This window comes from Ochrobactrum sp. PL_is501, assembly GCF_055816895.1.
Map to the genome: position 1 here is coordinate 238,800 of NZ_JBVPGR010000032.1, position 16,259 is coordinate 255,058.

At 56.0% G+C, this 16,259-nt stretch carries 10 protein-coding genes and 1 tRNA gene; 4 read left to right on the forward strand and 7 right to left on the reverse strand.

Annotated features, from left to right (window positions below):
* Positions 1 to 167 precede the first annotated feature (167 nt).
* The 3 genes from cpdR (at position 168) to AC0TOF_RS08110 (ending at position 4,509) form a co-directional block, all read left to right on the forward strand.
* Entirely contained in the window at positions 168 to 530 is a 363-nt protein-coding gene (gene cpdR / locus AC0TOF_RS08100; RefSeq protein WP_002966536.1) for a cell cycle two-component system response regulator CpdR, read from the forward strand.
* 112 nt (positions 531 to 642) lie between these two features.
* Positions 643 to 717: transfer RNA gene (locus tag AC0TOF_RS08105), tRNA-Val, on the forward strand.
* 567 nt (positions 718 to 1,284) lie between these two features.
* Positions 1,285 to 4,509: an autotransporter family protein gene (locus AC0TOF_RS08110; protein ID WP_473767830.1), complete on the forward strand. Its 3,225-nt coding sequence runs from the start codon at positions 1,285 to 1,287 to the stop codon at positions 4,507 to 4,509.
* 1,003 nt (positions 4,510 to 5,512) lie between these two features.
* On the opposite strand, the gene AC0TOF_RS08115 is transcribed toward AC0TOF_RS08110, so the two are convergent.
* The 4 genes from AC0TOF_RS08115 to AC0TOF_RS08130 form a co-directional block, all read right to left on the reverse strand.
* Entirely contained in the window at positions 5,513 to 6,832 is a 1,320-nt protein-coding gene (locus AC0TOF_RS08115) for an alpha/beta fold hydrolase (RefSeq protein ID WP_473767831.1), read from the reverse strand.
* 287 nt (positions 6,833 to 7,119) lie between these two features.
* Positions 7,120 to 8,691: an EAL domain-containing protein gene (locus AC0TOF_RS08120; RefSeq protein ID WP_473767832.1), complete on the reverse strand. Its 1,572-nt coding sequence runs from the start codon at positions 8,689 to 8,691 to the stop codon at positions 7,120 to 7,122.
* A gap of 502 nt (positions 8,692 to 9,193) precedes the next feature.
* Positions 9,194 to 10,606 carry an NADP-dependent phosphogluconate dehydrogenase gene (gene gndA / locus AC0TOF_RS08125; protein WP_122000937.1) on the reverse strand — a complete coding sequence of 471 codons (1,413 nt, stop codon included), beginning with the start codon at positions 10,604 to 10,606 and terminating at the stop codon, positions 9,194 to 9,196.
* Between the two features lie 261 nt (positions 10,607 to 10,867).
* Positions 10,868 to 11,410 carry an MOSC domain-containing protein gene (locus AC0TOF_RS08130; protein ID WP_473767833.1) on the reverse strand — a complete coding sequence of 181 codons (543 nt, stop codon included), beginning with the start codon at positions 11,408 to 11,410 and terminating at the stop codon, positions 10,868 to 10,870.
* Positions 11,411 to 11,509: 99 nt separating this feature from the next.
* On the opposite strand from AC0TOF_RS08130, the gene AC0TOF_RS08135 reads away from it, so the two are divergent.
* On the forward strand, positions 11,510 to 12,559 hold the full coding sequence (locus tag AC0TOF_RS08135; RefSeq protein WP_473767834.1) for a Gfo/Idh/MocA family protein: 1,050 nt from the start codon (positions 11,510 to 11,512) through the stop codon (positions 12,557 to 12,559).
* 71 nt (positions 12,560 to 12,630) lie between these two features.
* On the opposite strand, the gene AC0TOF_RS08140 is transcribed toward AC0TOF_RS08135, so the two are convergent.
* The 3 genes from AC0TOF_RS08140 to AC0TOF_RS08150 form a co-directional block, all read right to left on the reverse strand.
* On the reverse strand, positions 12,631 to 13,767 hold the full coding sequence (locus AC0TOF_RS08140; protein ID WP_473767835.1) for a Gfo/Idh/MocA family protein: 1,137 nt from the start codon (positions 13,765 to 13,767) through the stop codon (positions 12,631 to 12,633).
* 116 nt (positions 13,768 to 13,883) lie between these two features.
* Positions 13,884 to 15,218 carry an O-antigen ligase family protein gene (locus AC0TOF_RS08145; protein ID WP_473767836.1) on the reverse strand — a complete coding sequence of 445 codons (1,335 nt, stop codon included), beginning with the start codon at positions 15,216 to 15,218 and terminating at the stop codon, positions 13,884 to 13,886.
* Positions 15,187 to 16,179, reverse strand: coding sequence for a glycosyltransferase family 2 protein (locus AC0TOF_RS08150; RefSeq protein ID WP_122000941.1), 993 nt, complete (start codon positions 16,177 to 16,179; stop codon positions 15,187 to 15,189). The genes AC0TOF_RS08145 and AC0TOF_RS08150 overlap by 32 nt, the downstream gene beginning before the upstream one ends.
* Positions 16,180 to 16,259 lie beyond the last annotated feature (80 nt).

The window sequence follows — 16,259 nt, forward strand, 5'->3', positions numbered from 1 at the left end:
CAATCCTGTCACATTGAACAGCTTGTTGCCAAATACGCGCTATAACAATTAACATTTACGCGAGCATTCATTCCATATTTACCAAAGAAGCGTTTTCTACGGTGGATATTGAGTCGTTAAGGGTCGGCTTTAGAGCGATGAACACGACACAGAATTCGGACGGAACAATGAAGAGAATCCTTCTAGCTGAAGATGACAATGATATGCGCCGTTTCCTCGTCAAGGCGCTGGAAAAAGCCGGTTATCACGTAACGCACTTCGACAATGGCGCGAGTGCCTATGAAAGATTGCAGGAGGAGCCTTTTTCTCTTCTGCTGACCGACATTGTCATGCCGGAAATGGACGGCATCGAACTGGCGCGCCGCGCGACGGAAATCGATCCGGACCTGAAGATCATGTTCATTACGGGATTCGCCGCTGTCGCGCTCAACCCCGATTCGGACGCGCCGCGCGACGCAAAGGTGCTTTCGAAGCCGTTCCACCTGCGTGATCTGGTCAACGAAATCGAAAAAATGCTGATCGCCGCCTGAGGCGATCCTTGGTTTTGCGGCCCTTTGTTTTGTCATCAACAAAAAGACGAAAAAACTTCATAAAAGGGCATTGACGGGCGCGACGCGATATGGTGTATGCGCCACATCGAATGGGCGTGTAGCTCAGCGGGAGAGCACTACGTTGACATCGTAGGGGTCACAGGTTCAATCCCTGTCACGCCCACCATTCGAAGCTCTGGCTATCAAGGGTTTTCGGCAAAAGCCTCCCCGCTTTCTTTTTCTCACTTGGTCCGCTTGGGTGCATCTTGGGTGCAAACGGTACGTGCAGCTTTCGAAGCAAAACCGTTCATTAGCAGACTTGTAAATATTTAAGTATACTATACAGATATATTTATCTGATTCTCGAATTACCTCGTATCTAAGGTTTTCGTGTGTTGGGGGGCGTCGATTGCGTGCTGACCATGTGAAAATACCAGTCGCCATTCCAAGTCTTGGCGCGAGCAAAAAAGCGCTATTGAACTCCATTTTCTTCCATCCTATGACCTTAGCCGTCGCGATGACGGCGTTGTCGCCCTTCGCGCAAGCGTGGGCACAATGCGCTCCATCGGCGCCGGGATCTGTTAGTATTTCTTCCGGCAGTTGCTCGGATCCAGATATTACCACGCGAGAAAGCACCAGTGCTGCGCCAGTGGTCGATGTCTCAGGCACTGGCAGCTATAGTGGCACATCTGTTTTGCTAACAGCTAGCGGCAGCGGTCACGGCGTGCGTGCAAGTGGTAACGGTACCGCCAACTTGACCGGGACCTCATCGGATAATGTTTCTGAGATAACCACCAACGGCACGGGCGGTCATGGCCTTCTCGCCGAGAATGGGGGGGTGATTACAGGGAATTATACTAAGGTCGTCACCAATGGCACCAATGCCTATGGCATCAGCGTGGTTGGAGCCAATAGCAGCATAACGCTGACCGATAGTTCCGTGTCGACGGTCGGGGACAACGCGCACGGCGCCTACGCAGCAGGTGGCGGAACGATCACGCTCACCCGCACCGACCTCACAATCGACGGTACGTCCGCCTCTGCCGCATTTGCGGATGCCGGGGGGGTGATCACTCTCAATAATCTGAGTACATTCAGTTTTGGCGACAATGCACCGGGCGCGGTAGCTTCCGGCGTCGATAGTAATCTCATCCTCAATAGTACTTATATAAACGGCTACGGAAGTGGTGGCGCTGTTCTATTCGCGACCGATGGGGGAACTGTCACCATGGGTGGTGGCGCCATCGCCTCCGGCGATTATTATGGCGGCACAATCAATAGCAACGCTCCTGGCATGCTTGCCCGTGGTGTTGGCAGCAGCATTGTTGTTCGTAGTGGTGCCACCAGTGCCACTTATGGTGCAAACAGCCAGGGTGTATGGGCCGATGCCGGAGGCAGCATTGATTATGCCGGTTATGGCATTTTCACGTACCAACCCAATTCGACTGGGGCAGAGGCGAGCGGTGCAGATAGCACGGTCATACTGACCAACACTATCGTCCGAACGTCAGGCCCTTCCAGCGCAGGTCTGCGTGTCACTGATGCCGGCACGATCACCGTGACTGGAACAGAAGTCACAACAGGCTTCACCGTGACCGGCAGCAATCCCCCAGTCTTTCAATTCCCGGTGGCTGACGTAGGGCTGGAGAGCCATGGCGCGGATGTGATCGGGACGGACAGCAAACTGCAAGCTCAGAACGCAACTATCACAACTATCGGCGATGGTAGTATCGGCGTTCGCGTCAGTCAGGGCGCCACGGCCGTGATCACGGGTGGTTTTATAACAACAAAGGGTGGTGATAGCGCCGCAGCCGGTGGCGCCGATGGCGTCCGTTCGACCGACCTTGGCAGCACGGTCACCTTGACCGGCACCAAAGTCACCACGCAAAATAATAACGCCACCGGCCTGCACGCGATGGCGGGCGGTATCATTACCGCGACGGATGCAACCGTTGCCACTATAGGCAGTGCTGCCCATGGTCTCGCAGCGACCCATGGCGGCGCGCTCACCGCATCCGGCTCCTCAATCGCAGTAAATGGTTCGGGATCATCCGCTATTTACCTTGCCGGAAATGCACCTAGCACCGTGTCGTTCACGGGCGGCAGTCTCAGCGCCGCTAATGGCGCCATCATTCTTGCTCAGGGTGGCGTCGGCACCGTCTCGATCAATGGCAACACAACCATTAAGCCAGCTGTGGTCAACGGACAGCTCTTGCTGGCAAAGGTCACCGAAGATGGCGCAGGTGTGCCCAGCAATCTGACGCTCAATATTGACGGCATTTCGTCGCTTACCGGTGACATCGTCGTGGAGCCTTCGACGCTTACCTACAGTCTCAGCAATAGCCGGTGGACCGGCAATCTTATGCTGACCGGCGCGGGCAATACCGCCGAGGCCAGCCTGACCAGCTCTCAATGGACCGGCGACCTGCTGGCCGATACTGGCAACACTGCGAATCTGTCATTGGCGCAGAACAGTCTCTGGACGGGATTGGCGCGAAACGCGACAGATATCTCGATTGATGCCAGCAGTATCTGGAATGTCACCGGCGATTCCAACGCAACCGGCGCAATTGCCAATAGCGGTCTGATCCACTTCCTGCCGCGATCGGATGGGTACACCACCCTGACAGTTGGAAGTTACAGCGGTAGCGCAGGTAGCCGGATTGGCTTCAACACCTATCTTGGCGCCGACAATTCGCCGAGCAACCTGTTGGTGATCAATGGCGGCCAGGCCAGCGGCACGACGTCGCTACTCGTCACCAATACCGGCGGCCCCGGAGAGCAAACCGTCGCGGACGGCATCAGGCTTGTACAGGTGACAAATGGCGGCACCACCACGACTGACGCTTTCTCGCTCGGCCAGCGTGTGGCTGCGGGCGCTTACGAGTACCAACTGTTCCGCGGCGGGAGCACAGAGTCGGACGAATGGTTCCTCCGGTCCCATATTATCGACACAGCGACGGGGCCTACGACGGAAGAACCGGAGATCCCGCTCTATCGACCGGAAGTCGCGCTTTATGCGCCAATCCCAGCGATAGCGCGGCAAATGGGTCTGGCCACCTTGGGCACGCTACATGAGCGCGTCGGCGAGGAAGAAAACTTGCGAGGCGTTCAGGAGTCGCGGATTTATGTAAACGGCGCCTGGGGACGGGTGTTCGGAGAGCACCTCAGCAACCGATGGGGCGGTTCGGTGGAGACCAGTGCGAAAGGCGATCTGACCGGCTTTCAGACGGGCCTCGACATTCTGCGACGGACAACCGAAAGTGGCCATCGTGACCATGCTGGCCTTTATTTTGCCTATTCGAACTACAATTCAAGCTCTGTGCGGGGCTTCGCGAAAGGAATACAAGACCTGACCGTGGGCGAACTGACGTTGAAAGGTCCGTCGGTTGGAGCCTATTGGACGCATTTTGGTCCGACGGGCTGGTATCTCGATGCAGTGGTTCAGGGAAGCTGGTACGACGCGGATGCGACATCGGCTTATAATGCCGGTCTCTCGACAAATGCGACAGGATATACAGCCTCGCTGGAAGCAGGCTATCCGATCCACTTTGGTGAAGATGATCGCTGGCTGATCGAACCGCAAGCACAGATCGTCTATCAGGACGTGTCCGTGGACGGCTCCCACGATCAATATTCGAGTGTGAACTGGGATGCCGGTAAAGCCTGGACCGGACGGCTTGGAGCAAGACTGCAATATTCAGCCCGCGATGAGCGCGGAACACTGTGGCAGCCCTATGCAAGGTTCAATTTGTGGCACTCCTTCTCAGGAAATGACACGGTCTTTTTCGGGCCATCCTCACCGGCAATTGAAAACCACTTTGGCGACACGGCATTCGAAATCGGCAGTGGCCTCACCGCGCGTCTGAAGGAGAATGTGAGCCTATACGGTCAAGCCAGCTACCGCTGGTCTTCCGATAGTGGGCGCAGTCACCAAACAGCAACGGCTGGCACCTTCGGCATCCGTTTCGATTGGTGATTGTACCTAGATTTCACTTACTCAAGCCTGGCCGTGATTGTTGTGCAAGAATTTTCCGTCCGTAGACCATCGGTAGGTCTCACAGCATGAAGACTGCCAATCTGGGGTGGCAGGCTTATCAATATCGGAAAATATTATCTAAGCATTTGATTTTCCTATGGTCGGAGTGCGAGGGTGCGAGGATTCAAACCTCTGCCCCCTCGTCCCGAACGTCGAGGCCAGCAAGAGCAAATTCAGTCTCATATCGCTAGCAGATACGATTTCCGCACATTGATCAGCAACAATCTCGTAGTCCCACGCCTTTCAAAATCATCTGGAATAATATCTTTTGCCAAGGGTTTCAGGCGTGCGGGTTAGTAGCGGATCGTAGGTAGCCCAATCTCAGTAGCGCGGCGTATATACGACGGGATGATGTCCTCGGAAAATCCTACACTATATCGCTCAATAGGAAGGTCTTCCCGAAGTCGGCGTTCAACGCGCCTCCGGCTCGTCGAGAGCTTGTTTGTCGCGCACAAAAAATGCCACGGACCCGTATAGCTTTCGATCTCATCTAGTTTCTTGGCATTCTTGATTGCACAATTTCAGCATCCGCAATTAGACAACCGGTTTCGAACGCTTCGCATTCTCCCTCTGCGGGGCCTTTCACCCAATATATCCACTGGGGCTTGGCGGCTCCGTTGCGCATCTGCTTCAGCTTTCCAATTCCGCCAGCCTCGTCCGCTAATGTGCCACTATGTGCCACTCCCAGCCGGCTCCAGTATTCTTGCTTTCTTCTGTCTTTGAAAATGTCAGCAATGTTACTTCGTGTGGATGGCGACGCCAGTCACAGGCCGATGAACACGTCAGTTCAATTGGACGTCCGCCATAACTTCATCGGCAAGTGCGTTATGAACACGTGGATCGTCGCTCGCCTCTTGAAATGCTTTGGTCGAGGCTCCCTGCACGGGAGCCTCGACCTCGGTATCATAAGAGATCGTGGGCCGGGATGCGGCCCAGATCAAATTTATTCGTCGGCGCAGCCGTCGGTTGCGGTTTTGCCAGCGAAGCGATCGGCGATCCAGGGCAGATAAAGCGGTTCCGCCGATGCTGGCGTGCTGAAATGGTCTTGCTCGCCGGGCAACTGGATGCGTGTGACATTACCGCCCAATTTGCACATCTGCTTCCGGTAGAGCTCACCCATGACAGGGGGAACAACCGTATCCTTTGTGCCCCAGTAAACAATGACAGGTGCAACCGGCTTGGTATTCGGAACGCTGGCGGCCAGCATGGCTTTCGCCCATGCCTCAGCATTGGTCGGCTTGCCTTTCAGCAGCGTGCTAAACTTGTCGCCAACTGCGTAGTTCAACGTATCAGAAGCCACATGGATACATTTGTTCGACATGACTTCATCGATGATCTTGGCACCTTCTTCCGTCAAAACGTCGGTGAGTTGCAGCTTGTCAGGAAACGCTGCCTGCGTTGCCCAGAGGTTCTGTGCAAGATGCGTAAAATCAAACACATTGACAGAGAAGCCCTTCGCCAGTCTTGTCAACAGGACTTCGCTTGCTTCTTCAGTTATCTCACCCTGGGGAGCAGCAACCGCCACATCCTGTGGTGCCATGGCGACAAATCCGAGCAACTCGATACCGTCGAAAGCCGTGCCTGACTGATTGATGTATTCGCCGGAACTGGCCGCGGCAATAGTCGTTCCGCCGCCTTGCGACCAACCATAGATGACGGCTTTCTTGCCAGCGCCGACTTCCTTCATGTCGCCAGCGGCGCGAATGGCATTAATTACGTCACGTCCGTTGGTCGCAGCAACAGTATACTGGTGCTTGCCGCCGCCGCCCAAGCCCTGGTAATCCGTTGCAACCACGACGTAGCCAGCCTTGATAAAGGTCTCAATCGCCGGGACGCCATAATCCACGGAGGATGTGGTGCCGCCCACGGCGAAATACAGATTCAGCGGAACTGCCGGGTTGATCACTTGCGAGGGACCACAATTCTGTGCCGTACCCGTCGTGCCGTGCGCCCAGGAAATCACCGGCCGGCCTTCCTTCGGAGCTTCACCGACGGGAGCGATCAGAAGGCCGGTCGAAATCGTCTTGCGATCATTGACATCAGAGGAAATGTAGGCGATGCGCCAAGCCTGAGCGCCCTCGACCGGCGTGGAGATCTTCTCTTTGCTGATAATCTGGCCAAGCTTGCCCTCCGGCTTCATCTGCATCACCGCCGCATAAAAGGGGGGCACATCCGGTTCTGCAAAAGCAGCGGTCGGGGCACTGAACGCAATTAAAGCCGCGACTGAAAAACAAATGGGCATATTCTTGAGAAGTTTTCTCATTTTATCTCCGAGCGAAACCGTAGAGTGAATCTTCTTGGGATAAAGAAGCACGAATTACTTTTTTGTCAAACCAAAAATAATAGTAAAGTTAATGCCATTTAAAGTATTATTAGAAGTCGCTTTAATAAAAAGGCCGTTTAATCTCATGGAGAGCCAGCAAGGATTTAGATGCCAACCCAAAGTTGCAGTCTTGCAAAAAGCCTTGCCCGCCACATGCGAAGAAGGGGACATCCATCCCCCTTATAACGAAGCCTTCTAATCTTCACTGGTTCGGCGCGACACGCGCTTTAATGGCATTTGAGCGCTTTGCGGTAAAGCATGAAATCTGCAGCAGCCAAGGGTTTGGAAAACAACCACCCCTGTGCGAAGTTCACGCCGCGCTCTTTGAGAAATGCTGCCTGTTCTTCGGTTTCCACACCTTCTGCCACGGTGAGCAGCCCAAGTGAACGGGCGAGATCGATAATATGCAAAATGACAGCACTCGTTGCAGCCTGCTTTCCAATTGTATCGACGAATGACTTATCAATCTTGAGTGCATCCAGAGGCAGTCGCTGTAAATATTGCAAGCTGGAGTAACCGGTGCCGAAATCATCGATGGCGACGGAATGGCCTGCTGTGCGGGCCCTTTCGAGCGTATTGCTTGCAGAAGTCACGTCAAGAAAGCCCCGTTCGGTCGCTTCCAACCAGATTTGCTCCTTGTGAATGTCGGTTGCGGCCAGCTTTCCGGCGATCAGATCAATGATCCTTCCTGATTGAATATCCGACGAGCACACATTGATCGCGATGTGCAGCGTACGATCGTCTGCAAGGACCGCCCCCAGGTCCGCAATCACCGCGTCGACAACGAGATCGGTGATAGGAACGATCTGTCCAGTTTCCTCGGCAAGCGGTATGAACAGGTCAGGGGCGATCAGGGAGCCGTCCGGCCGCCTCCACCGAACCAGCGCTTCGGCGCCGACGCATGCTCCTGTCGTCAGATCAATAATAGGCTGATAATGAACGAGAAATTCGCGTTTGGCGATTGCCAGATCCAGTTCTGCCCGGAGCGACAGGCGACGTTTCGAAAACCAGAAGACAACACAAAGCAAAAATAATGATAACAGCGCCCCGGCTGGCAAGAAAATAAAGAGTTCTTCCCACAGCCACGGAACGATCCTGGAGCGGGGACCGAGGACTACGGCCGCCAGACCGTCACTTTCGGCAAAGCTCGCTAAAAAAGAGGCATAGGTTCCGCTTTTCCGGTTTCTCGCCGCCGCGACGACAAGGTCGGCAGCAGGATTATTGCGCATGCTGATGATCTGGCCGTCTTCATTCAACAGGGCAATCGCAATATCGTCGTCAATAACCACGTCGATGAAATAGGAAGGCGTAATCAGCGCATTATAATCCCCCATCCCTATAGCCGTTGCCTGTTCGCCGAAACTGACGTCGGGGGTGACATGCAAACTTACGCGCAGGCCGTCGCGAGTGATGAAGTCGCTTTCAGAAGCCTTTATATCCCGTTCCGCGCGGCCCCATGACGTGCATTTCAAACGACCATTTTCGAAATAGCCGATTTCCTCCACGGCAGGAGTATTCACTGTCTGATTGCGCATCAAAGCGATATGTTCAGGGGAACAGGGAGGCAGCGCCGCATATTCCATGACTTCCATTACCTGGCGGGCATCCCGAAAAGCAGTCTTGGCGCGAAAAACCGCGCGCTCTGCAATTTGCGACAGGACGGCCAGCTCTTTCTGGCTCGCCAGGCGGTAAGAAACAAAACTCATCGCCGCCATCGAAGCCGCAGTTCCGAAAATGGCAAGCAAAAGGCCCGCAACGATCACGCGCTCTCGCCTTGATGACGTTATCGTATAAGCCATTTACTACCCTTTCCGCCGCAAAGTGACGGTCGAATCCGATCTCGCGCATAGAACCGAGAACAGGCGTGCCCGGCTTGATGGAATCAGTGCTGTTAAACTGCGTTCTGGCAGCCGTTCGGCCTCTCTGTACTCGACATCTGCCGATACCTTTCCGTGATAAAATAACCAATCCAAAATCGGCGCCTTGAGCCGCCTGGCCGAGGAAACAAAGCAGAAATATGCCACAATGGACTAGTGAAGACTAAGTAAAGATTCTTAATTAGTGAATAAACAAAAATAACTATTAAATATTAGATATATATAAAATAATACGCAGATATAGTGGATGGATTACTTATGGTAAAAGCCGGACAGATTTCTTATCCCGGCTTCGCCGTGTCGGATGACGCATAAAAACAAATAGATATTCGGTGGTGGCGATGCCATTTAAACCGGGACCGTTCCGGCCTATGCAGAACTGAAAAAGCCGCCCCGGTGGGCGGCTTTTCAATTACAGCGAACTTTATTCGCCCCAGGGACCGTGGAAGTCACCGTCCTTGTCGATACGCTTGAAGCCATGCGAGCCGAAGAAATCGCGCTGGCCCTGAATGAGATTGGCGGTTCCGAGCGCTTGCGTGAAGCTGTCGAAATAGCTGAGCGCCGAGCCCAGTGCAGGCAGAGGCAGGCCAGCCAGCGCCGCCTTGGCGACGATCTGACGAAGGCCGTTGGAAGCCTTGCTCATACGCTCGACGAAAGCAGGTGCGAGCAGCAGGTTACGGCTTTCGCTGTCTTCGAAGGCGTGGGCGATATCGTCCAGAAGCTGCGAACGAATGATGCAGCCTGCGCGCCAGATGCGGGCGGTTTCGGCAAGCGGAATATTCCAGCCATGCTCTTGTGACGCAGCTTCCATCACCGCGAAGCCTTGTGCGTAAGCGGCGATCTTGCCCGCCAGCAGGCCTTGCTCCAGATCAGCAAGGAATTTTGCCTGATCGGAAATGTCGAGGCTGCGCTGGCCAGGATTGTAGGCCTTTGCGGCAAGCGCACGTGCCGCCTTCAGCGAGGACAGTGAGCGCGCAGCGACCGCTGCTTCGATTGCCGTTGCCGGAACGCCTAGCATCTGCGCCTCAATGGCTGCCCAGCGGCCGGTGCCCTTCTGGCCGGCTTCGTCGAGGATCATGTCGACCATCGCCTTGCCGGTTTCCGGATCGGTCGCCTTCAGCACCTTGGCGGTGATTTCGATGAGATAGGAATTGAGCGGACCCTGGTTCCATTTCTCGAACACGTCGCCGATGGCCGGGGCCGACAGGCCAAGGCCGTCGCGCAGGATGCCGTAGATTTCGGCGATCATCTGCATGTCGGCATATTCGATGCCGTTATGGATCGTCTTGACGAAATGACCGGCGCCATCTGGCCCCACCAGCGCACAGCAAGGTTCGTCCTTGTATTTGGCGGCAGCGGCAAGCAGGATCGGCGCAATGCGCTCATAGGCTTCCTCGGTGCCGCCAACCATCATCGACGGGCCATGGCGGGCACCTTCCGCACCGCCGGAAACACCCATGCCGACAAAGGTCGGATCGTTGGGACCAAGCGCCTTCAGGCGGCGCACCGTATCGCGGTAATCAGAATTACCGGCGTCGATCATGATATCGCCCTTCTCAAGATAGGCCTTGAGGCGGGTAGTTTCGGCATCAACGGGAGCGCCTGCCTTGATGAGGAAGATGATCGGGCGCGGCTTGCGGATATTGGCCGCGAGGTCCTCGAAAGTGGGGCAGGGAATGATCTTGTCACGCAGCGGGCCAGCCTTTTCAAGGAAGGCTTTCAGCACAGGCTCATCACGGTCGTAGACGGCTACCGTGTAGCCTTTCTCGGCTATGTTCAGCGCCAGGTTGGAGCCCATGACGCCAAGGCCGACCATTCCGATATCTGCTTTTTCCATTTTGTGCCCTTTAGAAATGCAACCGACCGGCCGTCGTCCAGACACATGAGGAACATCGAACGCCGACAAGCCGAACCGATAAGAATAGGCCGCCGCCGGGTTTCGGCAGCAGCGCATGTCAATCTGTATCCTATTGTGGGATGATCTAGGGCATATGACGCAAAGTTGATAGACCTTCCATCACGAAAATCACCGGTTTTGCCTGCATAACAGCATTGTTAAATCGGTTAGCTCGCCTCAAAATCCTGTCTTTCGCAATCTTTATACCCGTTCCAGCTTGCGATGCGGCAACGGCGGCAATTCTATAGCGATCGCATCATTCGCCTTCACCGTGCCGCCTGCGAGCACGATGGTCATGATGCCGGACTTGCGGACAAGTTCACCATCGGGCGTGCGATCCAGCACGGCATCGAGAAGCCCGGTCTGGAAATTCTCTATCTGGGCGCAGGGGTTGCGCAGGCCCGTTGTTTCCAGAACAACCGCGTCGCCGATCCTGATCAGAGCCCCTTGCGGCAAGCCCAGAAGATCGACGCCGCGCGTGGTGATGTTCTCGCCAAGATCAGCGGGCGCGACGTTAAAACCCTTTTCCGCCAACTCGTCGAAAAGCTCGGCATGAATGAGATGCACCTGTCGCAGATTGGGTTGCGTGGGATCGGCCCGCACGCGTGAACGGTGCTTCACTGTTGCGCCTTGATGTGCATCGCCTTCGACGCCAAGCCCGGTGACGATGCGGATTTCCGGCACGACCTGCTTTGAAAAGCGATGCTCGCCATCCCGCGCCACGGCCACGACAAATCCGCTCATCACATCCACCTCATGAAATAGTCCTGACAGGACAAAGAAACTTCGTTAGCCGCATTACATCGGCTATATAGCACCTGTATGAAGCTGCGGGGCAAGCACGTGAATCAGGACAGGCAGGAACTGAAGGACTTTCGCTGGGGCATATGGGGCACGGGCACGATAGCCAACGCCTTCGCCGAGGATATTCAGGCAAGCACCGGGATGCGTGTCACCGCTGTCTGCTCGCGCACGGCGGAAACCGCCGAAGCTTTCCGTCGGCGCATCGGCGCTGGCAAGGCGTTCAGTGATTCAGGCGCGTTTCTTGCCCATCCGGATATCGATGCGGTCTATATAGCGACCCCGAGCGCGATGCATGTGCTGCAGGCCATGCAGGCAATCGCGGCAGGCAAGCCATGCCTGATCGAAAAGCCGCTCTCGCTCGATGCCGCTGGCGCACGGCAGATCGAAGCCGCGGCAAAGGCAAAGAACGTCTTCGCCATGGAGGCGATGTGGAGCCGCTTTCTGCCAGCGATCCGCGCAGCCAAGAAGCATATCGACAGCGGTCGCATCGGTGCGGTGACGCGCATCGAAGCCGAACTCTCCTATATCCGTGCCTATGATCCGCAAAGCCGCTTCTTCAGCCCGGAGCTTGGCGGCGGCGCGGCATTCGATCTCGGCGTCTATCCGGTTTCGCTGGCACTGTATTTCCTGGGCCTGCCGGATCATGTCGACGGTCGCTGGCAGCGCGCCAAAAGCGGTGTGGATATGCGCGCGGAGTTCGAGCTTGGCTGGCCGGAGGCTACAGCCAGCCTCTCTTGCGGCTTCGACCGCGACGGTGAGAACCGCATGCTGATCGAGGGGACCAAAGGCACGATCCTGATCCATGCGCCATTTCTGAAAGCCCAGAGGCTGACGCTGTTTTCGGCTTTCGCAGCACGGTCATCACTCGGGCCAAATGGCGGCAAAGGCTTTATCGGCAAGGTCATGAACCGCCTGCCGCTGCCGGGCCGCACGATTGAGACATATGCCTTTTCCGGCAACGGATTGCAGTTTCAGGCCGAAGCGGTCCGCGATGCGGTGCGCGGCGGGCAAATATCGAGTGCAATCATGCCGCTCGATCAAAGCGCCGCCGTTGCGGATATTGTCCGCAAGGTGCTGTCGAAGGGTTAGAAGCGCATCCCGAAAAGTGTGAAACGGTTTTCGGAGTAAGATGCGCGCTAATACAAATTTTTAGAGACTCTCTAAAAACTGCTTCTCATCCTGTAGAGCTGTGCATTCTCGCCAGCATTGTTCAAGGCAAGCGCGATTTCGGTGATATGCAGCGCCACATCGCCGGAAAAGAACGCTCTGTCGCCCGTCCGGATGGCGCGGGCCTGATCGGCGATGCCCCGCACGAAATCGATCTGCGAAGGATACATGGGCAGCGACCGCTTGTCGGCCTTGGGATAGGACAGCTTCGTGCCGACGGTTGGTTTCCATGCGAGAAACTTGCCGATGCGCATTTCGAGAATGCCAAACAGGCGCGCCAGAAAACGGCGCTTTTCCTCCGTGCGCTCAAGTCGGACAGAAGAGCGATTATCCCACAGATCGTCCACCACAATCGAGCCCTTGTCGGCAACGATCGTCAGGCTGCGATCCTTCGGCATCGCAAGTCCCGATGTGAGGCGCGCCACCAGTCCCGACTTGAAAACGAGACAGCCGACCGAAAAATCAGGCGCCATATGCAGATGTTCTGTTCCCGGTCCCTTGTCCGGAAAGGTTATGGCGGAAAATGCCGAGACGCGCTCGACGGGACCGAACAGCGACACCAGCCATGACAGCGCATAGCCTGCATGTTCCAGCGTGCAGCCGATCTCGAACTCGTGCAGGCCCGGCCATGGCGCGCCCGACTGCGAGCGCCAGGTCGACCATTTGTCACGAAACACCGGCCCGTCTTCCATTTCGGCATAGACAAGACGCGGCATGCCAATGCCGTTGATTACGCTTGCCACCAGACGATAGGCCTCGCTGAGGCCATTGGCCGGAGCCGCCGCGAGGGTGAGACCCGATTGCCGCGCAAAAGCGACCAGCGCTTCCGCATCCTCATAATTCATCGCCAGCGGCTTTTCGGAATAGACGTGCTTTCCTGCGACAAGCGCTGCGTGGGATATTTCAAAATGGCTTTCGGGCGTAGTCAGGTTGACGACGATCTCCACGTCAGGATCGGCGAGCACAGCTTCAAAACTGTCATAAGCACTGACCGAATAATGCGCGCAGAACGCCTTCAGCCGCTCGGGCGAGCGATCATAGGCGCCGCGCAGCTTCAGTTCGGGATAATTGCGCAGCGTGGTCATGTAGTAGTCGGCAACAAACCCGGTCCCGACGATTGCGATATTCATGAAGTGGCTCCGGCTAAAAGCATTTCCAGCAAAAGTGCGAGGCGGTTTTGCGTTGGATAATGCGTGTAAACAATGAGATAGAGCGGTTCTAAAATTCTGTTTTAACTGGAGCCGCTCTATCGTTTCGGGATGATGACTTTCGCGGTCAGCCTGAGGCCGAAGATCGCAAAGATGAGCGTGAGCCAGACCGGGTCCATCCGGCGGAAGAAAAAGCTTTCCAGCATGGCGTTCAACGTCCCGAAGAACACGATCATCAGGAAGAAATCGGCAAGCAGCAGATTTTCGCGCACCGGACGGCACCGCATATAATTGACCAGCGGCATGACGATGATGACAAAAATGGCGCAGACCAGCGCTGGAATGCCCATCGATAGCGCAATATCGAGATAACCATTGTGCCCGTGCACGATGCCGCGCACATCCCAGTCCAGATAGTAGGGATTGGCAGCTTGCTTCGCGATCGGTGTGCCCCAGAAGCTTTCATAGCCAAAGCCGGTCCATGGCCGGTGGGAGAGCGCCTCCACCGCAAAGGCCCAGATGGAAGTGCGTCCGGTAAAGGTCGGGTCGACATTGAGTTGCAGAACGAGCTGGTGCATCGGTTCGAACAGGACCGTGCCGAAGGTAAACAGCGCAAGCAGAAACTGGATCGTGAAGACTGCTACCGGCGCAAGGAAGCGGAGGCCGAAAATGCCGGGGCCGATTACCAATAGCATGGCCAGCGGCACCAGTGCCGCTGTCGTCTTCGAGCCGGTCTGCGCAACGAAGATCAAGGCAGAAACAGCAATCAGGAAACCACTCACGCGCCAGCCGCGCCGCCACAGATAGACACCGGCGAAGGCCAGGGCCGCCATGACTGGCCCGGCAATATTCTTGTGCGTGAAGACGCCGCGCCAGAGATAGGCGTTCTGCGGTTCCAGCGCGTCGGCGCCGTGGGTGCCGAGATTTGGCAGAAGCACGACGCCTGCATAGGAAATAACAATGACGATTGACGCCACCGTGACCAGCATCGCCGAATAGGCGTCGCCATCCTGCGGCAGGCTCAAAACGGCAACGACCGTCAGAATGCCGATCATCGTCAGCAACACGCCGCGTATCGCCGTCGCTGGATCGGGGCTTGCGAAAACCGATGCCAATAGGAAGGCAAACATCACCAGCCAGCCGGGGCTGACGATTTTGACTACCTTCTTCGGATCGGCAAACATCGCAAGCGACAGCAGCGCCACGACACCGAGACAGCCGAAACCGAGCTGATTGATGGCATCGCCGCCGCCTGACGTGTCCCCGCTTGCCGCCGCGGTCAGCGGATTGAAGGGGCGGAAGGAAATTAGCAGAATGCAGAATGTTATCGTGGCGATAACAAGCGCAATCGTGCGGACTGTCGCCCGCACGTTCGTTTGCGCCGCAACATCGGAACGGGCGTCAGTTCTTGTCCGGGTTGCGATATTGCTCATTCAGATATCCAAAATGGGCCATGACGCGGCCCAGCCCGATATGGAGGAAATAGGTCCCGACCGGCACGAAGCGCGCCGCGATGCCACGCCGGAGGGCCTTGATCGGAGAATACCCCAGAAGAGCAAGACTTTTCAAAAAAACGCGCACTTGACCGAAAGGCTCGTCCTTGCGCTGGCGCTGTTCGATCAGCGTCGACAGAACGCCGTTGCGCAGGCCGCGCGCCGTGATCCAGTCCTTTTCCAGCCGTCGCGCCGGAATGGTTTCGCGGACGATGCCTTCATTGCACCAGGCAATATTGAAGCCCTTGGCCCGCGAGCGATTGATGAAATCCGAATCGCCGCCGCCAGTGAAGTTGAACTTCAGGTCCATGAACGGATAACCGATGGCTTCCAGCACCGGGCGGGCAATCAACAGATTGCCGGACGAATAAATGATCGGAACCGGACCTGTCTTGTTGTAATGCGGCAGGAAGACCGGATGTTTCGCCCATTTTTCCGAACCCGGCTTTTCGAAGATCGGATGTTGGGGACCGCCAACGAGGCTTGCATTATAGCGCTCGGCGGTCGCCACCATGTTTTCGATCCAGGCCGGATCGGCCAGTTCGTCGTCGTCGATGACGATGACATATTTGAAGTTCGGGAAATAGGTCGTCGCCGTCAGCCAGCCCGCATTATATGCGTTGCAGTTGCCGCGATGGGATTCAACGATCAGCATGCCGGTATATTTCCCGGCCTCGAACTGCGGTGCCGCAACCTTGGCCCCTTCGCGGTCCTCCGCTTCGTTCTCGATCACCACCACCGCGAAGCGGCGGTTCGTGACTTGAGCGTTCAGCGTGTCGAGCGTACGGATGACATGCTCCGGACGGCGAAATGTCGGCAGGGTCACAACCACCTCGACTTCATCAAAACGAAGTCCAGGCGTTTTAGCGATTACTTGTATATGATCCGGTAATACAGACATTATCCCGCCCAATATTTAATTGCCTATGTTTTCAATCGGCCTATTCAAAAAGAATTAAAGAAAAGTTCACCGCGTGGTTG

Coding starts and splice junctions, on each gene's coding strand:
- gndA (WP_122000937.1), bottom strand. CDS start 10,606: ATGGAAAAAGCAGATATCGGAATGGTCGGCCTTGGCGTCATGGGCTCC.
- AC0TOF_RS08120 (WP_473767832.1), bottom strand. CDS start 8,691: ATGGCTTATACGATAACGTCATCAAGGCGAGAGCGCGTGATCGTTGCG.
- AC0TOF_RS08140 (WP_473767835.1), bottom strand. CDS start 13,767: ATGAATATCGCAATCGTCGGGACCGGGTTTGTTGCCGACTACTACATG.
- AC0TOF_RS08115 (WP_473767831.1), bottom strand. CDS start 6,832: ATGAGAAAACTTCTCAAGAATATGCCCATTTGTTTTTCAGTCGCGGCT.
- cpdR (WP_002966536.1), top strand. CDS start 168: ATGAAGAGAATCCTTCTAGCTGAAGATGACAATGATATGCGCCGTTTC.
- AC0TOF_RS08145 (WP_473767836.1), bottom strand. CDS start 15,218: ATGAGCAATATCGCAACCCGGACAAGAACTGACGCCCGTTCCGATGTT.
- AC0TOF_RS08150 (WP_122000941.1), bottom strand. CDS start 16,179: ATGTCTGTATTACCGGATCATATACAAGTAATCGCTAAAACGCCTGGA.
- AC0TOF_RS08130 (WP_473767833.1), bottom strand. CDS start 11,410: ATGAGCGGATTTGTCGTGGCCGTGGCGCGGGATGGCGAGCATCGCTTT.